Annotated in this window: 18 protein-coding genes; 8 read left to right on the top strand and 10 right to left on the bottom strand. The window is 44.4% G+C overall.

Going from position 1 to position 19,448, the window contains the following annotated elements; all coding sequences use genetic code 11:
- Window positions 1–4: 4 nt before the first annotated feature.
- Window positions 5–1,018: a hypothetical protein gene (locus GC130_RS23580; RefSeq protein WP_152000829.1), complete on the bottom strand. Its 1,014-nt coding sequence runs from the start codon at window positions 1,016–1,018 to the stop codon at window positions 5–7.
- Window positions 1,019–1,291: 273 nt separating this feature from the next.
- Between GC130_RS23580 and GC130_RS23575 the strand changes: the two genes are divergently transcribed.
- Complete coding sequence (locus GC130_RS23575; protein ID WP_193217973.1) at window positions 1,292–2,221, top strand: GNAT family N-acetyltransferase; 930 nt, start codon at window positions 1,292–1,294, stop codon at window positions 2,219–2,221.
- Here GC130_RS23575 and GC130_RS23570 read toward each other — a convergent pair.
- Together GC130_RS23570 and GC130_RS23565 are read right to left on the bottom strand one after the other, a co-directional pair.
- On the bottom strand, window positions 2,213–2,401 hold the full coding sequence (locus GC130_RS23570; RefSeq protein ID WP_152000827.1) for a hypothetical protein: 189 nt from the start codon (window positions 2,399–2,401) through the stop codon (window positions 2,213–2,215). The two genes, GC130_RS23575 and GC130_RS23570, sit on opposite strands and share 9 nt — an antisense overlap.
- 164 nt (window positions 2,402–2,565) lie before the next feature.
- The gene (locus GC130_RS23565; protein WP_152000826.1) at window positions 2,566–3,426 is read right to left on the bottom strand and encodes a sulfotransferase family 2 domain-containing protein; all 861 of its coding nucleotides are present in this window, start codon (window positions 3,424–3,426) and stop codon (window positions 2,566–2,568) included.
- Between the two features lie 338 nt (window positions 3,427–3,764).
- Between GC130_RS23565 and GC130_RS23560 the strand changes: the two genes are divergently transcribed.
- Both GC130_RS23560 and GC130_RS23555 read left to right on the top strand, forming a co-directional pair.
- Window positions 3,765–4,592, top strand: coding sequence for an FkbM family methyltransferase (locus GC130_RS23560; RefSeq protein WP_152000825.1), 828 nt, complete (start codon window positions 3,765–3,767; stop codon window positions 4,590–4,592).
- 457 nt (window positions 4,593–5,049) lie between these two features.
- On the top strand, window positions 5,050–6,009 hold the full coding sequence (locus GC130_RS23555) for a glycosyltransferase (RefSeq protein ID WP_193217972.1): 960 nt from the start codon (window positions 5,050–5,052) through the stop codon (window positions 6,007–6,009).
- On the opposite strand, the gene GC130_RS23550 is transcribed toward GC130_RS23555, so the two are convergent.
- The 3 genes from GC130_RS23550 to GC130_RS23540 are packed head-to-tail and all read right to left on the bottom strand — an operon-like array spanning window position 5,980 to window position 9,008.
- Entirely contained in the window at window positions 5,980–6,789 is an 810-nt protein-coding gene (locus tag GC130_RS23550) for a phytanoyl-CoA dioxygenase family protein (protein WP_152000823.1), read from the bottom strand. The genes GC130_RS23555 and GC130_RS23550 overlap by 30 nt on opposite strands.
- A gap of 43 nt (window positions 6,790–6,832) precedes the next feature.
- Window positions 6,833–7,756, bottom strand: coding sequence for a ribosome small subunit-dependent GTPase A (gene rsgA / locus GC130_RS23545; RefSeq protein WP_152000822.1), 924 nt, complete (start codon window positions 7,754–7,756; stop codon window positions 6,833–6,835).
- 1 nt (window position 7,757) lies between these two features.
- Window positions 7,758–9,008 carry a 3-deoxy-D-manno-octulosonic acid transferase gene (locus GC130_RS23540; RefSeq protein WP_152000821.1) on the bottom strand — a complete coding sequence of 417 codons (1,251 nt, stop codon included), beginning with the start codon at window positions 9,006–9,008 and terminating at the stop codon, window positions 7,758–7,760.
- 268 nt (window positions 9,009–9,276) lie between these two features.
- Between GC130_RS23540 and GC130_RS23535 the strand changes: the two genes are divergently transcribed.
- Entirely contained in the window at window positions 9,277–10,338 is a 1,062-nt protein-coding gene (locus tag GC130_RS23535; protein ID WP_152000820.1) for a DUF6588 family protein, read from the top strand.
- Window positions 10,339–10,417: 79 nt separating this feature from the next.
- Here GC130_RS23535 and GC130_RS23530 read toward each other — a convergent pair whose 3' ends face one another.
- The 3 genes from GC130_RS23530 to GC130_RS23520 form a co-directional block, all read right to left on the bottom strand.
- The gene (locus GC130_RS23530; protein ID WP_193217971.1) at window positions 10,418–11,056 is read right to left on the bottom strand and encodes an outer membrane lipoprotein carrier protein LolA; all 639 of its coding nucleotides are present in this window, start codon (window positions 11,054–11,056) and stop codon (window positions 10,418–10,420) included.
- Window positions 11,057–11,186: 130 nt separating this feature from the next.
- On the bottom strand, window positions 11,187–13,655 hold the full coding sequence (locus tag GC130_RS23525) for a DNA translocase FtsK (RefSeq protein WP_152000818.1): 2,469 nt from the start codon (window positions 13,653–13,655) through the stop codon (window positions 11,187–11,189).
- Window positions 13,656–13,792: 137 nt separating this feature from the next.
- Complete coding sequence (locus GC130_RS23520; RefSeq protein WP_152000817.1) at window positions 13,793–14,815, bottom strand: quinone-dependent dihydroorotate dehydrogenase; 1,023 nt, start codon at window positions 14,813–14,815, stop codon at window positions 13,793–13,795.
- A gap of 165 nt (window positions 14,816–14,980) precedes the next feature.
- On the opposite strand from GC130_RS23520, the gene GC130_RS23515 reads away from it, so the two are divergent.
- Both GC130_RS23515 and GC130_RS23510 read left to right on the top strand, forming a co-directional pair.
- Window positions 14,981–15,700: a hypothetical protein gene (locus tag GC130_RS23515; RefSeq protein ID WP_152000816.1), complete on the top strand. Its 720-nt coding sequence runs from the start codon at window positions 14,981–14,983 to the stop codon at window positions 15,698–15,700.
- Between the two features lie 70 nt (window positions 15,701–15,770).
- A complete protein-coding gene (locus GC130_RS23510) occupies window positions 15,771–16,925 on the top strand; it encodes a TlpA disulfide reductase family protein (RefSeq protein ID WP_193217970.1) in 1,155 nt (384 codons plus the stop codon).
- Window positions 16,926–16,930: 5 nt separating this feature from the next.
- Here GC130_RS23510 and xerD read toward each other — a convergent pair whose 3' ends face one another.
- Complete coding sequence (xerD, locus tag GC130_RS23505) at window positions 16,931–17,830, bottom strand: site-specific tyrosine recombinase XerD (RefSeq protein ID WP_152000814.1); 900 nt, start codon at window positions 17,828–17,830, stop codon at window positions 16,931–16,933.
- A gap of 85 nt (window positions 17,831–17,915) precedes the next feature.
- On the opposite strand from xerD, the gene aroQ reads away from it, so the two are divergent.
- Window positions 17,916–18,338, top strand: coding sequence for a type II 3-dehydroquinate dehydratase (aroQ, locus tag GC130_RS23500; RefSeq protein WP_152000813.1), 423 nt, complete (start codon window positions 17,916–17,918; stop codon window positions 18,336–18,338).
- On the top strand, window positions 18,335–19,402 hold the full coding sequence (locus GC130_RS23495) for an aminotransferase class V-fold PLP-dependent enzyme (RefSeq protein WP_152000812.1): 1,068 nt from the start codon (window positions 18,335–18,337) through the stop codon (window positions 19,400–19,402). The genes aroQ and GC130_RS23495 overlap by 4 nt, the downstream gene beginning before the upstream one ends.
- Window positions 19,403–19,448 lie beyond the last annotated feature (46 nt).

Below are 19,448 nucleotides of genomic sequence, written 5' to 3'. Positions count from 1 at the left end.
TTCACTAATGTTTTAAATAACCTTTGGCTTCTTTTTCTACCTCCTCGGTAGTGGCCCATTCAATGGCCAGGTTAAACTGCCCGTCGGCAAGGTCGCTGTTGCCCTGCCTCCGAAAAATTCGGCCCAAGCCCAGGTAGGCCAGGCTTTTGTAGTATTCGCCCTTGAACTCAAATGTTGCTGATTCGCTCAGGGCTTTTTGGTAATAATAGGTTGCGTCACTTAAGTTTTGAGCTCTCTTTTCCTCCATGATGCCAAGAAATAAGTTGGCCGACATACGGTAGTAAGCGTCTGAATTCCCAAGTAGCTCATCAGCCAGTGGACCTACTTCCTTGTAACGCTCATTCATTACCAGCGCCTCAGCAAGCTTCGTTTGGAAAAAGGCATTTTTCGGATAGTCTTTATTAAGTCTTCTGAGGTATTTGAGGGCAGTTTCCGGATTGTTCTCATATCGTAAGTAGATGTACGAAGTGTAAAGATTGGCTTCAACCTTCGTCAGCACCCCTTGCCGACAGGCCTGGTCAAGCTGCTTAAGGCCGAGCTCTTTGTCTCCACTCTTAAAAAACCACAAAAATGGCTTGTAGATAGGATGCCTTTCAGGGTATGTCTCTCTGAAATAATTGTACAAGCCAACAGTAAACAGAAACTCCGGATTTTTGTCAGTTAGCTCGAAACCTTTTTTGATGAAATCATAAGTCTGTTTCGCCTCGCTGATGGCCCTCATGTAGCTGCCCTCGTCGGCGTAATATTCTGCCAGGAGTCCTCGGGCCGACATTTCAAAGAAAATGCCTTCTTCATTGTCAGTGTCCTCTTTCAATATTTTTTGCGACTTTTCAATTACCGCTTCAAGTTTGGCAATGTGGTTCTTGTAACCCGGGGAATGAACATTGAAAGGCATTTCCTGCCAGGAGATAAAAAAGGCATCGAGCATATCGATGGCCGGATGACCAGGCAAAGCAATTTTTATCTCTTTGTAAAGCACTCTGGCCTCATCAAATTCCATGTTGTAGATGTGGTCCACACACAGCTGCACTAATTTTATTTTACTCTTGCTGCTAAAAAGGGGAAGCCTTTCCTGCGATGTTGCGGTGTGAGGAGGAGAGAGGATGACGAACAATAGAACAATAACTAGCCCAAAGGTTGGTTTCATAGATGGCAGCAATAATCTTTCATTCAGTTGCAAAACTAAAAACTAAACGTTTAACTATGCATGAATTATGTTGTGAAGCTTTTTTTTCTTTAGCAATAAGATGGTCAACGGAGGCTGGCGTCAAACATGGGTAACCCAGGTTGTATGGAGGTAAATTTCTATCAGAATGGAAAGGGCCTGGAAAAAAGGCAGTGGGCGTTTAATCCGTTGCTATTTCAGTCTATGGCATTTATGGGAAACCAATTTCCTGAAGGGGGGTATGTGTCATTTACTTTGGAGAAGGGTGGGGAGATTTATGGGATCATTCACTTTTCTATTGATAATGGCGGTTGGGTGAGTATGCCAAAAAGTCCTTTTGGGGGGCTCTCGGTTGCGCAGGAAGTGGGCGAACAACACATTCAAGCCCTTGCCGCTCGGATAGTAGGTGAGTCTTCGGAGAACCACGTAACAGTTTATTTACCCTTCCCCGAACTTCCGACAACTGCCGGGAATATGTTTGTGAGGTGTCTGAAGGAGGCTGGGTTTTTTACACAATTCGCTGACTTGCATCAACACATCGCTGTAACGCCAGCGCACCGACTGAAAGAAAAAATGCATGACAGTCAGGTGCGGCGCTTAAACAAATGCCTCAATGCCGGGTTCATTTTTGCTGCCGAGCCATTTGAAAAACTCGGCGAGGTGTATTCATTTATTGAAGAGTGCAGGAGGGAGCAGGGTGTTGCCATCAATATCTCGGAGAGTGACCTTCGGCGTTCGTGGGTGAACCTGGAAGGGGTTTATCAGGCATTCACGGTCAGAGATGACCAACGCATCATTGCTGCATGTGTCACCACTCATGTGTCAAATGACGTGCTTTACTATTTTTTGCCAGCTGCCAGCACGGCTTTCAATAATTACAGCCCAATGGTGCTGCTGATCGTTCAGCTCTACACCTGGGCGGCTGAGCAAGGTTATACACTCATTGACATGGGCAAGTCGTCAGTGCGTGGTGAGTCTCAGAAAGGCTTGTTTAGTTTTAAGGAGAAGATGGGAGCTGAAGTGGGCTTTGCTGCTTGCCTAAGGTTACTACGCTGAGAACCCATCGACGACTTCTTTATAAAGAGCCCCCAACTGCTGCGTAATTACCTGTTTGGAGAAGTGGGTAAGAAAATACTCCCTGATCTTCAATGTTTCAAAAACAATATCCTTTTGAGAGAATTGTTTCATTGCCTCAAACAGCTTGCTCCTTGATGGATATGCCAGTGCGAGGCTCATCTTTGGTAGGGTACCACGACGGAATGACGAAAATGTTCTTGTGCAAATAGTAAAATGTATGAAACTCCTGATCAGCCTCGGCAGGTAAAATAGTTCGGCTAGCTTTTATTATTAGGTTTTTATCTAAGAAACTTGGTGTAGCGAGGCACACTGTAGCATCTCGTTTATTTAGAAACATGATTTTTCAACTCTTCACATTCTTTTTGGTAGCCGTAAGACTCAATATCATTTTTATAAACCTTGCTGGCTCTTTCGAATGATTTCAGGTCGTAAAAGTCCTTATAATCATAGTAACTGGTGACATTAAGCTTGCTAAACTCCCCCTCTTTTAATCCTAGGAATTGTGTTATTTTCTGACTGTCTTGTTCCAGCTTAAAGACTTTAATTTTGTTAACCCTCAGGTGTCTTAATACCGTCGTTTGTGGCTTAATATGGTCAAGCAAAAGAGGTTCTGGAATCATGAAAACACGTTCGACGAATTCGGAAAACGAATGTCTTTGTTGAAACAAACCAAAAAAATAACAGTCATACACGTAGTGGAAAGACTCACCTTCGAAGTAGCTGTTGAGGTAGGCGGATACCAGGCGGGTAAATGGGTTGCGGACAACAGTGAAGTATTTCAGGTCATGTTCTGCGAGCGGTATCCCTTGCTGATAGTAGTAATAGGCAGTCCACTCCACTGCTTCCAATGATCGCTTGTGGTCGCCAGGGGAAGGAGATAATGCCGAAGCAATCGAAGAGCTTCCTGATTTGTGAATTCTTATATAGCCGATTCCTTTTTCAAGGTTTGGGATTATTGTTGGCTTATAAAAGACACAGGATTTAAGAACAGATATATTTTGAACCACGGAGAATAGAAAGGGGATTTTGTTTACCCACCTGTTCGTTGGTTTGATGGGATATTCTCTTTGAAGTTTGCCGACATCCTCGGCTAACATTCCCGGTATGCGGCCTTCCCACCGTTCCTTAAAGTCAATCGTATTGAACTTGAAAGGAATTTGCAGTAGTAATCGTGCTAACTTCATTTTCTAGTGAAATTTTCAATTTTCTAATACTGTCCTCTGGGGGAAAAGCTAATGAATTTAATGAAGATTAAGAAAAGTACAATAGCGAGGTAGTTAAACCCCACCAAAGTCATGATGTTTGGCGGGGCTAAACAACCTACATCATGGATGAGAATGCAAATTAAGCGGTCAGCCCATACTTTGCCAGCTACTTTCCTTCTTACCTCGTGAAATTGTGGACTCCAGCGTAGCAGAGTACAAATGGAGCTACAAAGGCTAGTGCGGTTCGATTCTTTTATAGAAATTTGAAGAGCTCAGCTTACGGATGATAGTTGGACGTTATCACAAATTATAGTTTGATGAAATCTTACTTACAAAACAAATTACATAAGTCGTTATATAATAGGGCGTATTCACGGGCATTTTATACAATGATTGGGCTTTCGCTGAAAGAGATTCGCTGTGTTTTTAGTCAATTTTATACAATCAGATACCCATTTAGAAGCCTATTTAATATTATTGGTATTCTTTTTTCATCAACTACTCGATTGCTATTAGGAAGAATTACAAAATACAGTTTTGCATTTACAGGTGAAGACAGAATAATAGAAGGAATATTAAAACCAATAATATCCAATCCGTGCTTTTATGTGGATGTCGGCTGTAATCATCCTAAATTTCTTTCTAATACATATGGCTTATATAGAAAAGGCTGGAGAGGGATTTGTATAGACGCTAACGAGAAATTGATTGCAAAATACTGCTTGTACAGACCAAAAGATATAGCTATAGCTGAAGTCATTTCTAATTCAGTTCAACAAGTTGATTTTTATCAAATTGAAAATAATGTCCTGTCAACACTTGACAAAAACAATCTCAAAGAAGCAGTTAACTTAGGCTTATCTTACCAAACTAAAAATCGAGAAACCTTAACCTTAAATTCAATACTTAAAAAATATAATGTCCCAAATAAGTTTGATCTTTTATCTATAGATTGTGAGGAGCATGATCTTGAAGTTTTAACTTCTCTGGACTTTTCATCGTATCAGCCAAAACTGATAGTTGTCGAGGATGAAACCTTTGATTTTAAGGATTATAATAACAATAAGTTTGTTAAATTTTTGGTAGAAAGAGAATATAGTATGATAGGATATGTGCTAAAAAATGCTTATTTCTTGAAAAATTGATATTAAAACATAGTGTTTTAGAATGCTTCTATAAATCCGCATGTAATGACAATAACTCAAGGGGTCGGGGTGTACATGATGATTTGATATGCCAGCCAGTTTCTATTTCAGTTTGTGCTGCCGATGACTGTCATACGACCTAAGCATTGTCTTGCCCGGGAAGTCATCAGGTTGCCCTTCTATGTTCCTCTGGAGTCTTTCATTTTCTCCAAAACAGTCAAAAAAACTATCGGAGATAATGCTCAAATTAGCTCCTACTGAACTGGTTCAGATGGGGCGTTTTTTTTAACAATCGAATATGAGACCTCGTGTCAGGTCTGCCTGCCTTGCTGACTCTCATCTCCAACAATGACCACTAGCTTTTTTCAATGCGTTTGCTCTTGGAAGTAGTACCCGTTCTCAGCAGTCCAATGCAAAAAATCTTATTTTCACCATTTTTGTACATTTTGCAAACGATTTGAAAAAGGTATCCGTCATCTGTCTTTGCTATAACCAGGCACCCTACCTACAGGAGGCGCTGGAGTCGGTTTGGAACCAAACCTATCCTGATATTCAGGTGATCGTAGTAGACGATGCCAGCACGGACAACAGCGGTGAAGTTATCAAGTCTTTGTTGAAAGGTAAACCAGATGTTCCATTTATTGAGAATACGAAAAATCTGGGGAACTGTAGTTCGTTCAACAGTGCACTGAAGCTGGCAGAAGGTGACTACATCATCGATTTTTCGCTTGATGATGTGATGCGCCCTGACCGGGTCGCTGCCCAAGTCTCTTTTTTTGAAACACTGAATGAAAGCTTTGGAGTCATTTACCATAACGCTGAATACATTAACGAAAACGGCAATTTTCTGAAGCACCATTTTTTTACTTCCTTTCGTCAGCCGGAAGCAGACATTTACAAGCTGCTTATCTCCACCTATTTTATCGCTCCACCCACAATGATGTTCCGGAAGCAGGTGATTGACAATCTTGACGGATACGATGCCCGGCTCTCTTACGAAGATTTCGATTTTTGGGTGAGGTCTGCCAGAAAGTATAAATATGCCTATCAGCCTGAGGTGTTTACTTCGATCAGGAAGCATTCAGAATCCCTATCAACCCGGTGGTATAAAAAGGGCGACGAACAACTGCATTCTACCTATCTGGTTTGCTTGAAAATACAACAGATGAACCGGTCTGAAGAGGAGGATCACGCCCTTAGAAGAAGGCTCAGGTACGAAATACGTCAGTCGGTGTTCAGTGCCAACCACAAAGAAGCCACGTTGTTTTTGGATTTGCTTAAGGGGTATGGCCGCCTCCCCTTGATTTATCTTATTTTGGAGCTTCTCAACCGGCTTAAAATTGATCTTAGGTGGTTGCGAAACACTTACCATTGGCTGCAAGGCCACTTATTTGCGCCAAAATCTCATTTCAAGTGATATTCGGGTGGTTCTTCTGTTCTTGTTGACAGCCCCTCCATGAATAAGGTAGGGAGAAAACACCATCACATGGTTGATGCCCGGGTTTGGCCGCTCAAGAGCGATGGGTATTTGAGAGTCGATGACTCCGGGTACATTGAACTTCACACCATTCATCACGGCACCTTCCTTTGAGCGGGTAATTCTATGCTCAGGCCATAAATGGGAACCCGGAGCCAGCAATAGTGATGAGTTTTGATTGCTCCCTACAAGTGGCACATAAATATTGATGGCACCCTTATTTTCCTCCTGCCAGGCGTCTCTGTGCAACGGATTGAAGTCTGGCTCTCCTGGTCTCACCACCCGAAAATGGAAGACTCTCTCTCCGTTCATAGGCTTGACGGATCTCACTGGTATCGATACTATCTCTGAGACGATCTCCTCAATTATTGACACATGAATAGGTAAGTCATACCATTGAAGCAGTTTGGTTTGCTCTATTACTTTAAGGTGGAGATCATAATTACCTTTAACAAGCTCATGATAATTGCTTGACTTGAAATTTGGGTTGACTTCGATACCTGCCCGGGTAAGGCATTTGCGGAACAGTTCTTCCATGCCTCCATGAAATTGAAGGTAGGTGCCAGAAGGGAGGAACCTCTTTATTACATAGCCCTGTTTGTGCCAGTTTCTCCTTGCAGTAAGATCATCATCCAGCTTTGCCAGCACTTCATTCCTGCCAACGAAAGGCTCCCCTTCTACCTTGTAGTCAATTGATCCAAATCCTACGTTTGCCTTCATTTTTCTTAATTATATCTTTTGCTCTTTTCTTTTGGGGTAGGCGCTAACGGCGATTGTCCTCATCGTCGTACATCGACAAATAGCTGTTGTATCTGCTCGCTGGCACTTTCCCACTATCCAGCGCCTCAACTATCGCACACCCCGGCTCATGGGTATGCGTACAGTTGTGGTATTTGCATTGCCCGATAAGCTCTCTCATTTCAGGGAAATAATGGCTGAGCTCTTCTTCTTCAATCTCTGCCAAAGCTAGCTCCTTTATTCCTGGTGTATCAATTACAAAAGTATTTTTTTCAATTTCAAACATTTCTGCAAATGTGGTGGTGTGCACACCTTTGTTTGCAAAGTCAGATACTTCCTGTGTTTTTTGGGTGACGCTGCCGGTGAGCTTATTCAAAAGGGTCGATTTACCCACGCCGGAATGGCCTGAAAACAACGATGTTTTTCCGTGGAGTACTTCTCTTAGCTTTTGAACATCCACGTCGTCAAATGAAGACATTATGAGTGACGAATAGCCGATCGATTTGTACGTTTCCACCATTTCTTCGACAAAACTGTGTGCCTCGTCATCCCACAAGTCTTTCTTATTGAACAAAATAAGGGAAGGTATGCGGTAGGCTTCTGCAGTGACAAGGAATCTGTCGATAAAGCCTGTAGAAGTTTTTGGGTAAACGACGGAAGCGACCAGTACTGCCAGGTCGATATTAGAAGCCAGCAGGTGCCCATAGGCCATTTTTTTTGGCGACTTTCTAATGATGTAGTTGTCTCTTGGATAAATATCCGTAATGATGTACTCGGTGTCAGAACTTGGCTCAACAAGTATTTCCACCCAGTCTCCAACCGTCACCGGGTTGGTTACCTTCTGCTTGTCCAGTTTGAATTTTCCCCGGAGGCGGCAGTTCACAACGGATTCATTTTCCAGTAGCACTGAATACCATGACCCGGTCGACTTAATAACTCTGCCCTTCATGCTACTTAAGTTGTTTGGTCAGGTACTCAACTATGGTGTCGGTGGCTCCTGTTTTACTTTGGACGTAGTCTCCGGCTGCCTTACCCTTCGCCTTCCTAGTTTCTGCGTTTTCCACCAGATCGGCCAGTACCTTTGCAGCATCGGTAGAGCTGCCTATTGGCAGCCCTCCTCCAGAGTCGACAAGGCCTGCGATTTCCGCAAATCTTGCATTTGTTTCGCTGTCGCCCCACAGCACTGGAATGCCAAAGGCTGCTGGCTCCAGGGTGTTGTGAAGCCCTCCCCGAAAGCCACCACCCACAAAGGCGATTTCCCCGTAGCCATAAAGAGATGATAGCATGCCAATATTATCGATCAAGAGCAGTCGGTAGTTAGCGGCGTTTTCAGCGGTTGCTTTCGAAAAACGGACGGATGAGTGATTGAACTTCATTTCAATTTTAGTCAGAAAACCCGGCTCAATTTGATGAGGAGCAATAATGACTTTGACTTTTTTACCCAGAGCGTTGAGCGCCGGAAAGAGTACTTTCATGTCACTCTCCCACACACTTCCGAGCACAATGACCAACTCATCATCTTTAAATACCCTGGCTATCTCAATGTCCTTTGCTTGTTGCCTTATGGTGGTTACTCTGTCAAATCTGGTGTCACCAGCAACTGTTATTCTGTCAATATTGATGCTTTCAAGTAGTCGCTTGCTCGTTTCATTTTGCACAAAAAAGTGATCGAAATAATAGAGCGACTCTTTAAGAAACTTGCCATAGCTTTTGAAGTAAATCTGGGCTTCCCAAAAAATAGACGAAATGGAGAGCAGTGGGATGTTTCGGCTGTGTGCCTGGTCTATGTATTCCTTCCAAAACTCGTACTTAACAAACACAGCCAGCTTTGGATTGGTGAGATCATAGAACCGTTTAACGTTTTCTGCAGACTCAATGGGCAGATAGCAGATATAATCGACCATCGCATACCCTTTTCTCACCTCAAAGCCCGATGGAGAAAAGAAAGTGAGCAGAATTCTCACGTTTGGCAGCCTTCTTTTGAGTTCTTCGATCACGGGCCTTCCCTGCTCAAACTCTCCCAGTGAGGCGGCATGAAACCAAACAAGTGGTTCGCTGCTCGAAGGTAAATTGTCCTCAAGGTTACGAAACAGGTTCTTTCTCCCCTTATAAAAAAGGGCGGCTTTCGGGTTCACAACAGCAACAATTCTTATCAATGCAAAGTATATCCAGGCCCCTGCTTTATAAAGAAAGTAGATCATGCCGCAAATTAAGTAAAAAACGCACCACCATGCTGACCAACTTCGCTTCTTCGCAGGGAATGCTGGCTGACGCTTTTGGGCGGACTTTGTGTGCTCCCTTTTAAGTCAACGGGGAGCTATGCAAAATAAATACCCACTTTAGGGGATTGATGCCAACGCTCGAAAAAGTCAATTTTGAGAACATTTTGATAAATCTTGAGATGAATTGATTAAAATTACATTTTAATAGGTTTGACTAAATAATGAACCAATCTAAATCGTATAACGTATGAAGTCTGTTTTTACAAAAGTTTTTAGTTGTCTCGGGTTAGCCCTTTTTATTGTTGTTCTTTCTTCAAAGGAGTCAAGAGGTCAGGATTTCTCTGAAGTGTTGAAAGCGCAAGGTGACGATGCCGAAAAATTGCTGGAAAACTACGTGGGGCCTTTTTTTACTGGCTTTGGCGTAGGGATGGCCAATGGATGGTACAACACTGCTGCTCCTCACAAATTTCCGGGCTTTGATTTGACCGTTTCCGTGAATTTGGCCTCAGTTCCGCAAGAGGGACAGGTTTTTAAGTTCAATGCATCCGACTACAGTTCAATTTCTGGCGTGAGTCAAAATGGCGGCGCTGCCCAAAGCACTGCCGATGTGGAAACACTTTTCGGGCCAGGAGACACTGAATCAGAATTACAGTTAAGTTATCAAAGAGAATACCAGGGACAGACCTATACGGTAAATAGCGCTGTTGAGCTACCTTCAGGGTTTGGGTTTCCTTATGTACCAACGCCTGTAGCACAATTGGGCATAGGCTTGCCGAAAGGCACTGATTTGAAACTGAGGTTGATGCCAACCATTGCTTCAGAGGATTTTTCTATTAGCCTATTCGGTATTGGCGTCATGCACGACTTCAAACAATGGATTCCTGGAATGAAAGTGCTCCCGTTCGATGCCTCGGTACTTATTGGCTACACAAAGCTAAGTGCTGAAAACAGTTTTGCTGGTTCTGAAATCACTGATGATGGAACCGGAGAGATTTCCGTGAGCTCGCTGACTTATCAGATACTTGTATCCAAAAAGCTATCCATCCTTACCGTATACGGCGGGTTTGGTGCCAATTCGATTAAGTCGAACTTGAAAATGTTGGGTACTTACACAATCGAAGCTGAAGCTTCAAACGGTGCTTCTGCGGATATCGAATTGCAGGATCCTGTCGACTTGATGTTCAAGTCAGGAGGAGCAAGAGCCACCATCGGACTTCGTTTGAAATTGGCTATCCTCACCCTACATGGTGATTATACCGTGCAGAAGTACAATACAATTACTGCTGGCGTTGGATTCAGCGTGAGGTAATTCAAACAGAATCACATAAAAAAGAAGGCCATCGATGTTCCGATGGCCTTCTTTTTTATGTTCTTTAGAAGCAGGATGACTAACGAAAGTCAATCACCTCTACACCTTTGTGGGCAGCTATGTCAAACACAAACACTTTGTCGCTAAGTGTTGGCTGCTCAGTAAATTTCGTGATTGCGTAAGTGTATCTGTTACCCGATTTGTCGAAGATCTTAAAGCTGTTCAGGTTGTTTCCTGCGCTTGTAATGTCCATCCTTATCTTAAAGTAGTTCAGGTTTTTGTCATCGGGAACCAAGTCCACCGTCTTTTTGGTAGCAGTGGTCATATCATCCACCATCATGTATTTGTAACCTGTTTTATACAAGTCAAAGATATTGTTCAGGTTAATCTCAGCATCATCAGGGCTGTAGGTGTTGATCGTCACCTCATTGACTTCGCCAAGGTAAGTCCAAACTGTTTCGCCATCATTGATGATTTCCTGCCCTTCGAGCTCGAGCTTAAACTTTGCTCCCTTTACCGTAATTTTCCCTGCAAATTGTTCATTGAGACCTTCCTGCGGATTCTCAAGTGTGTAAGTAAAATCGGCTGTGAACGCTGGCACTTTGCGGTATTTATTGCTCATGGCGTCAAGCACTTCTCTTGCAGCCGGGTCTTGCTGTGCGTAAACAAAAGTGGTCAATACTAATGCTAATAAACTCAATACTCCTTTTAATGTCATTGCTTCTTTTTTAAAAACTATCATTTTCAACTTGTAAAACTACACCTTTTATCTCACCAATCTCTCAATAAAGTTTGAATGCTTCAGATTGTGGACGTCAGGTACCTGTTGTCCAAGTTTGGTGCCAAGTTTAATTATCAAGCCCTTTAAGGATAAATTCCAGCTCCATTTCGTCTTTCACCAGCACTTCTCTCGCCTTGCTGCCCTCAAATGGCCCTACTATTCCGGCTGCTTCCAGCTGGTCGATGAGTCTTCCCGCCCTGTTGTAGCCGAGTTTCATTTTTCTCTGGATCAGCGAAGTGCTGCCCTGCTGATGCATAACGATAAGCTTGGCTGCCTCGTCAAATAACGCATCCCGGTCGGATAGATCTACTTCACCAACTCCGCTTTCGCCGCCCTCATCTCCGTCAAATTCCGGAAGGATGTAGGCCGTGTCATAACCCCTTTGAGCTGCAATGAATTCGCACACCCTTTCTACCTCTGGCGTGTCAACAAAGGCGCATTGCAGTCTAATGATGTCGCTTCCTGTAGACAGCAGCATATCACCCATGCCCACCAACTGATCGGCGCCGCCAGCGTCGAGAATGGTGCGTGAGTCGATCTTGGAGGCTACCCTGAATGAAAGCCTTGCCGGGAAGTTCGCTTTGATTACACCCGTGATGACGTTCACAGAGGGGCGCTGTGTGGCGACCACCAGGTGAATGCCTATGGCCCTGGCTAGCTGCGCAAGTCGTGCAATGGGTGTTTCTATTTCCTTGCCGGCTGTCATCATCAGGTCGGCTAATTCGTCAATCACCACTACGATGTAGGGGAGGAACCGGTGCCCTTTGGTTGGAAGCAGTTTTCGGTTGACGAACTTTCCGTTGTATTCTTTGATGTTCCGGCAAGCCGCATCTTTCAGCAAATCGTAGCGCTGATCCATCTCAATACACAGAGAGTTCAGCGTGAATATCACTTTCTTGGTGTCGGTGATGATGGCTTCTTCACTGTTGGGTAGTTTCGCTAAAAAGTGCCGCTCGATGGTGTTGAATAGTGTTAGTTCTACCTTTTTCGGATCGACCAGCACAAACTTGAGCTGAGAAGGATGCTTTTTGTAGATCAGAGAGGTGAGCAGTACGTTGATACCCACTGACTTTCCCTGTCCGGTGGCACCTGCCATCAGCATGTGGGGCATTTTGGCCAGGTCAAGAACGAAGACCTCGTTGGAGATTGTTTTACCCAAAACCACGGGCAGTTCTTTGTCGCTTTTCATGAACTTCTCCGTCATGATCACCGACTTCATGTCCACCATTTCCCGGTTCTTGTTAGGCACTTCAATGCCTATGGTTCCTCTTCCCGGAATGGGGGCAATAATCCGTATCCCCAGAGCAGCCAGGCTTAGGGCAATATCATCTTCGAGGTTCTTGATCTTAGAAATCTTCACCCCAGCGTCCGGCACTATTTCATAGAGCGTAACAGTAGGGCCGATGGTTGCCTTAATGCTGGAAATGCCAATTTTGAAGTTGGTAAGGGTCTCTACAATCTTATCCTTGTTGGCCTCCAGCTCTTCTTTCGTCACTTTTACCTTGTTGTCGGGGTAGTCGTTCAGCAACTCAGGCGTAGGATACTTATATTTCGGCAGGTCAAGAGTGGGGTCGTAGTTGGCCAGCTTTCCGTCCACAACCTCTTCCTCGACTTCCTCCACCTCAAGGGCTACGTCTTCAGACACTGAGGGCTTGGGCGATGTGCTGAGGATTTTTTTGAGGGCTTTGTCTACTTCCTGCTCTGCCTCCAGATCTTCCTCATTGAGTAGCTCCAGCGGCACATTGCCGGTGCTTTTTTCTTTTACGGGTGGCTCCTTGTCAAGGGCTAGTTCTATCGGCTCTTCGTTTTCTTTCCCGCTCACAGTCCAGCTTTCGAGTTCTTCTTCGTCGGAAACTTCTTCTGTTTCTTCCGTAAATTCTCCCTCCCCAGCCTCATTTTTGACTACCGGAGCAGGAACTGTTTCAGTAAAAAGTTTAGTGATGTTGAAGAAATAGATATTGAAAGCCAGAAATGCGAACACCAGGAACAAGAAGGTGCCCCAGCCCATGAATTCGTTAAAAATCAGGGCCAGCTCGTAGCCGATGCCTCCACTAAGGAATCCGTATTCCGAAATCTCATTACTGGAAAGCAAAAAGAAGCCCAGCAGGAGGCTTGTCCAAAAGATGAAGAACAAAGAAAACGAAAGCACCCGAAAGGGTGGGAGCAGGTATTTGCCAAACAGTATTTTGAACCCAACGATGAATAGAAACGGGGGAACCAGCAGGCACGCAATACCAAACCACTTGAAAATAAAGAAATGTGAAGTGACGGCACCGAGGAGCCCAAGCCAGTTTTTGATTTCCGACCCCGAAGCCCTTATTCCCGTATCCATGAATGACTCCACCACACTTTGGTCGGCCTTACCCGAAAACAAGTAGGAGAAAAATGACACAAATAGGAAGATGGAAAGAATGAGCAAAAAGAAGCCGAAAACGAGGTGGGTTCTTTTGTCCTTGAAAAAATTGGGAAGGGGCGTGCTCTCCTTCTTTGGTTCTTCTTTTTTGTAATTATTTGTTTTGAAAGTGTTTTTTGCCATGTAGGAGGTTCTCCCAGGATGTATGAATAAGCCTCAAAAATAGTGATACCTCTTCAGCAATTCAACGAAAGACACAGGAGTTTCTTGTGGTCTCCGTTGAAGCCGCTGTATGCTTTATGCTGATAGCTTTGGCAGGATCAAAGCTCCTTGAGAATGTTCTTCACAATGGCTGGTCCCTCGTAAATAAAGCCTGAGTACACCTGCACCAGGGAGGCGCCAGCATCAAGTTTCTCCTTCGCATCGGCCGCTGTAGAGATGCCACCCACCCCAATAATGGGGATGCTTCCTCCGGTCTTTTCGTGCAGGTAGCGAATGACTTCGGTTGATCTTGATTTCAGAATCTTTCCACTGAGACCACCGGCGCCAATTTGTTCTACCTCTTGCTTGTCAGTAACAAGGCCATTTCTGCTGATAGTGGTGTTGGTGGCAATAATGCCAGCAATGCCGGTTTCAGTGACAATTTCCACTACGTCATCCAGCTGGCTGTTGGTCAAATCGGGAGCAATTTTCAGGAGGATAGGCTTAGGTGCTGGCTTGGAAAGGTTCACCGTTTGTAAACTGGACAGCAGCTGTTTCAAAGGCTCCTTTTCTTGCAGCGCCCGAAGGTTGGGCGTGTTGGGCGAGCTTACATTCACTACGAAATAGTCGACCACATCAAATAGCTTCAGGAAGTTGAGCACGTAGTCGTCGACAGCTTTCTCATTGGGGGTTACTTTGTTTTTGCCAATATTGCCACCCACAATGACTTTTGATTTTCTTTGACGAAGCCTTGCCACCGCAGCATCCACTCCCTGGTTGTTGAAGCCCATTCTGTTTATAAGCGACTCATCTTCGGGTAGTCTGAAAAGCCGTGGTTTCGGGTTTCCGTCCTGCGCTTTTGGCGTCAATGTGCCGATTTCAATAAAGCCAAAGCCCAGAGCATCCAGGCTGTCGATCCACTTGGCATCCTTATCAAATCCCGCTGCCAAGCCCACAGGATTGGGGAATTTGATGCCAAACACTTCTTTTTCCAGTGAAGGTCGCTTGTAGCGAAAGAGTGTTGATAGTAGCCACTTTCCACCAGGTATTTTGCAAACCAGCGAAAGCAAATCCATGGCCAGGTAGTGCGCTTTTTCGGGGGAAAGGAGGAAAAAGAGAGGTTTGAGGAGGTTTTTGTACATATTAGGCAAAAGTAGCTATAAAGCCCTGTATTTCCAGGTTTTTATTGGAAGGTAAGTAGTTGTGTGATTTGTAAGTGTATACCAAAGATTTTATTTTTTTGTTGACATTTTATTTTTCTGTTCTTTTTTTTGTACAAATTATGTTTAACTATAACTATTTAAAAAATGAAAAAAATCATTTATCTATCTGTTTTTTTGCTTTTTGGTAGCTGTAGCGAAAATTTTCAATTGGATAGCCCAGATATTAGTCTACCCTATATGCACGAACTTTCAAGAACCTATGATGGCGAACTATTTACCAATGTAGATGTAGAGGTCTTTAGCATGAGCAACAATGAGACGCTGATCGTAGTGTTTGATAACGGGTCCAGAACGCACTTTAGCAAAGCTTACGTACTCGCTTCGGAGGAGTATCGTAGTTTCGCAAACAACCCAATTTTTAGCGGAAACCTGCTACAACTGGATGGCGTCATTTTGTTGCAAAGTAATTCAGGGGACTTTATTACTTTGTCGGTTGATAGCGAAGTTTCCCAAGCGGTACTTAAAGACATAAAGCAGCGTGGCGTTAAAGAGTCAGCCATCAGAATGGGGTATGGACTCTCAGCCTTCAAAGGAGACTGGATAATCGACAGGACAAAGATGTCTTCCGAACTTACAGCGTTCGATGCAATTCGCTTATTTTCGACAAATAGCCTTGTCGAACCAGCACCCAATGGGAAGGTTTTGGGGTGTACGAGTGGAGGTGAGGGCTCTACCTCTTGTTCAATTGATGAGCCTTTTGGCCTTGGTGGCTGTTCCGTTGACTGCTCAGAGGGCTATTATGCGTGCTGCGATTCTAGTGCAGTAACCTGCAAGTGCGATAAAATAACAAATCACGAGCAATAGTGCAATTGATGTGGGAGCAGACAGCCAATAGTTCTGCTCCTGCTCTTAAGTGATTGAAAAAAACATGAGGATGAAAAAAGCAATAATTACGGCACTCACTTTTATCCTGTCTGCTAGAGCTTTTGGTCAGGATAACGTCCAGCTGAACTACCCTGCGCCGGATATTCGGCCGGACGCATGGATAGGTGAATCACAGTTTTCATCAGATCACTTCGACGGAAAAGTAGTAGTTATCGACTTTTGGTTTACCAGGTGTGCGCCTTGTATTTATACCATCCCGCATCTCAACGAACTGGCCGATAAATATCGGGACAGGGGTGTTGAGTTTGTTGCGATTTCCTTTGAGTCATCGGAAACTGTGTCACGCTTTTTAAGCAGGAGAACCATTCATGCCAAAATTGGGATAGACAGCACTGAGCATTTGACGCAAAAATTTGATGTCAAAAGCTATCCTACGACATACCTCATTGATCGGAAAGGAAGAGTTGTGTGGAGCGGATATCCCGGAAAGATTACGGAGGGAATGTTAGACTATTTGATTGGAGATCGATACCAGGCAGATGTAACGGAGGATGAGTCCGTTACCTATAATACTGGCGAGTTAAGGGGGGAAATCGCCTACAACATTGAAGTGGGGATAAACGATGACCAAAAAAGCGGCTCAGGTTTTCAATATGACCAAAGCCAGGTCAATATCGTCAATAAGTCGGTCGTTGAAATAGCCCAACTACTTTTAGGTTTATCAGGTTCAAGGATATCGGCAGCCTTGGGGCAATATCAGAACTATGATGTTCAGTTTTCCCTTGAGAGTGCAAGCAAAGGCATCGACATCAAAGCCACCACGTTCGAAGCAATTCTTGATGAACTGAATATCTCCTCCTCCTGGGAAGATAAGGAGGTAGAAGTTTTCGAAGTTAGCCTTGAAGACCCCTTGTTGTTGGTGGAAAATGCGCTAGATACTGCAACATCAACTGGAGGTATGAGTCGGGCGGTTTTTGAAGACTATGTTTTACTTAAGAATGCCCACATCACTCATTTAATAAACGAGTTGGAATCAATGTCCGACACTATTCTGATAGATGATACGGAATTAAATGGTTTTTTTGAATTCAAAATACCCAGGGGAAACCTTCTCCAAATAAGGGAATTTCTTCGACTTCAGTACGGTTTGGCACTTAATCCGGCTTACCGGCGTGTCAGAATCTTATCACTTCAAGAAAGGTGAATTAGTTAACTCCTCGGATGGTACTGCGTAATCACCTGCCTCAGGTAGTCTCTGTCGAGGTGGGTGTAAATCTCTGTGGTGGTGATCGACTCATGCCCCAGCATTTCCTGCACCGCCCTCAGGTCGGCACCTCCTTCTATCAGATGGGTGGCAAATGAATGGCGGAAAGTGTGCGGGCTGATTTTCTTTTTCAAGCCGATTTTGGCTGCCAGGTCTTTGATGACCATAAACACCATTACCCTGCTGAGCTTCGAGCCCCGCCTGTTTAGGAACACAAAGCTCTCATTGCCAGGTTTGATGGGAATATGCACCCGCACCTCGTTCATGTACATAGTGAGGTATTTCTTGGAGTCGGAGCCAAGCGGAACCAGCCTTTCTTTGCTGCCCTTGCCGAGCACCCTGAGAAAGTCGACATCCAGAAACACGTTTTCTCTTTTGAGACCGACTAATTCGGATACCCGAAGACCAGACCCGTAGAGCGTTTCAAGAATGGTTCTATTACGCATTCCCTCAGGTGTTGATAGGTCGATGGCAGCAAGAAGTTGCTCAATTTCGTTGTAATCTAGAGTGTCGGGCAGCTTGCGCCCAAGCTTGGGCGACTCAATCAGCACCATCGGATCTTTCTGTATGTCGCCCTCATTGAGCAAAAACCGGAAGTAGGCCTTAAGACCGGAGATGATCCGTGCCTGCGTGTGAGCTGCCAATCCAAGTTCATTCACATGTTCAAGAAAGTCGTGGATATGCTTGGGTTTTACTTCTTCCGGGCTTAGCGAAAGCCCGTTGATTTCCATGAATTGAGCAAACAGGCGCACATCGTGGAGGTAGGCATCGATAGAATTCTGAGCCAGAGAGCGCTCCAGTTTCAGGTAATTCTTAAATTGCTTGACGTAAAGTTCCCAGGCCATAGGCAGTAAATTTAGGGGAATTGTACTTGCCAATAGTCAAGGAACATTTACTTTACAAAATATTTAGATAACACAGGCTTAAGGTATGCAAATAAGTATCGTTAACGGACCAAATCTGAACTTGCTGGGAGTGAGGGAGAAAAGCATTTATGGTGCTCAGTCGTTTGAAACCTATTTCGAGGAACTCAAGAAAGCATTTCCGTCTGTCGATTTGCAGTATTTTCAGTCAAACCACGAAGGGGAGTTGTTGGACTACCTGCACAAGGTGGGTTTCTCATACAAAGGTATCGTGCTCAATGCAGGTGCGTTTACACATACCTCGGTGGCGCTTGCCGATGCCATCGCCGCTATCGAAACACCGGTTTTGGAAGTTCACATCTCCAATATTTATGCCCGTGAGGCTTTTCGCCATCACAGCTACCTGACAAAGAATTGTGTAGGCATCATCAGCGGACTGGGGCTTACAGGCTACAAACTAGGAGTTCAATATCTGCTTGATAATAAATGAGCCACATCTCCTTTTATCCGGGGCCGTCGAGGGTCAATGCAAAGGTGACTGAGTACTTCTATGATGCTTACATGGAAGGAATACTTTCCGAAAACCATCGGAGTGCTGCCTTTATGAAGCTCTTCAAAAAGACAAAGAAGCTGCTCAAACAAAAACTCGATGTGCCCGAAGACTACGAGATCATTTTCACTTCGTCAGCTACCGAATGTTGGGAGATTATTGCGCAGAGCTTGACAGCAAAAGCCAGTTTTCATGTGTATAACGGAGCGTTTGGTAATAAATGGTGTGAATATGCTGGAAAGCTTGGTATTGAAACCCATGCCGCTTCATTTGATATAGAAGATTCAATCCCCATAAAGTTACTTGCCGTTCCTGACGAGGCGGATGTTGTTTGCGTTACACAAAATGAAACCTCCAACGGCACGCAGGTAAGCGACGTAGAACTAACAATTTTACGGCGGCAGTTCGCCGACAGGCTCATTGCTGTGGATGCTACTTCCAGCATGGCGGCCACAACCCTGCCTTTCAAAATGGGCGACGTTTGGTTTGCCTCCGTTCAAAAGGGATTCGGATTGCCTTCAGGTATGGGGGTTATGATCTTATCGCCAGCTGCCGTGGCAAAGGCTGAGCAGCTGAATGAAAACGATCACTACAATAGCCTGCTCTTTTCTATTGCCAATAGCAGAAAAGACCAGACGCCCTACACTCCGAATATATTAGGTATTTACCTGCTCTATCGGCTAATGGAAGACAGAAGACCTATTGAAGAAATTAATAGAAAAGTCAAAAACAGGTTTCTCGACTGGATGGATTTTCTGGATAAGTTCGACTCATGGACGCCCCTTGTGGAGAATGAATCGGTGCGTTCTACGACCGTTATCCCATTGAAGGCTGCGCCGTCGGTGATAAAGGAGTTGCTAGAGAAGGCCTCCGATGCAGGGTTTACCCTCGGAAGCGGCTATGGTGAGTGGAAGGAAGACACTATACGAATTGCCAATTTTCCATCTATCAAGAAAAAAGAAATCCAATCTCTTCGGTTTTTCCTCAAGAAAAACTTTGATTAGCTGATTCAGAGAGCAAAATTTGCGCTCCCAATTTTTCATAAGGAAA

Source organism: Imperialibacter sp. EC-SDR9 (assembly GCF_902498805.1).
Taxonomy (GTDB): domain Bacteria; phylum Bacteroidota; class Bacteroidia; order Cytophagales; family Cyclobacteriaceae; genus Imperialibacter.
The sequence above is the reverse complement of the archived record's forward strand: the minus strand, read 5'-3'. Positions and strand labels throughout refer to the sequence as shown.

Excerpts from the sequence above, each read along its gene's own strand:
- GC130_RS23540 (WP_152000821.1), bottom strand. The coding sequence starts at position 9,008 with ATGATCTACTTTCTTTATAAAGCAGGGGCCTGGATATACTTTGCATTG.
- GC130_RS23495 (WP_152000812.1), top strand. The coding sequence starts at position 18,335 with ATGAGCCACATCTCCTTTTATCCGGGGCCGTCGAGGGTCAATGCAAAG.
- GC130_RS23520 (WP_152000817.1), bottom strand. The coding sequence starts at position 14,815 with ATGTACAAAAACCTCCTCAAACCTCTCTTTTTCCTCCTTTCCCCCGAA.
- GC130_RS23525 (WP_152000818.1), bottom strand. The coding sequence starts at position 13,655 with ATGGCAAAAAACACTTTCAAAACAAATAATTACAAAAAAGAAGAACCA.
- GC130_RS23515 (WP_152000816.1), top strand. The coding sequence starts at position 14,981 with ATGAAAAAAATCATTTATCTATCTGTTTTTTTGCTTTTTGGTAGCTGT.
- GC130_RS23510 (WP_193217970.1), top strand. The coding sequence starts at position 15,771 with ATGAAAAAAGCAATAATTACGGCACTCACTTTTATCCTGTCTGCTAGA.
- GC130_RS23570 (WP_152000827.1), bottom strand. The coding sequence starts at position 2,401 with ATGAGCCTCGCACTGGCATATCCATCAAGGAGCAAGCTGTTTGAGGCA.
- GC130_RS23535 (WP_152000820.1), top strand. The coding sequence starts at position 9,277 with ATGAAGTCTGTTTTTACAAAAGTTTTTAGTTGTCTCGGGTTAGCCCTT.
- GC130_RS23565 (WP_152000826.1), bottom strand. The coding sequence starts at position 3,426 with ATGAAGTTAGCACGATTACTACTGCAAATTCCTTTCAAGTTCAATACG.
- GC130_RS23575 (WP_193217973.1), top strand. The coding sequence starts at position 1,292 with ATGGAGGTAAATTTCTATCAGAATGGAAAGGGCCTGGAAAAAAGGCAG.
- xerD (WP_152000814.1), bottom strand. The coding sequence starts at position 17,830 with ATGGCCTGGGAACTTTACGTCAAGCAATTTAAGAATTACCTGAAACTG.
- aroQ (WP_152000813.1), top strand. The coding sequence starts at position 17,916 with ATGCAAATAAGTATCGTTAACGGACCAAATCTGAACTTGCTGGGAGTG.
- GC130_RS23550 (WP_152000823.1), bottom strand. The coding sequence starts at position 6,789 with ATGAAGGCAAACGTAGGATTTGGATCAATTGACTACAAGGTAGAAGGG.
- rsgA (WP_152000822.1), bottom strand. The coding sequence starts at position 7,756 with ATGAAGGGCAGAGTTATTAAGTCGACCGGGTCATGGTATTCAGTGCTA.
- GC130_RS23530 (WP_193217971.1), bottom strand. The coding sequence starts at position 11,056 with ATGACATTAAAAGGAGTATTGAGTTTATTAGCATTAGTATTGACCACT.
- GC130_RS23560 (WP_152000825.1), top strand. The coding sequence starts at position 3,765 with ATGAAATCTTACTTACAAAACAAATTACATAAGTCGTTATATAATAGG.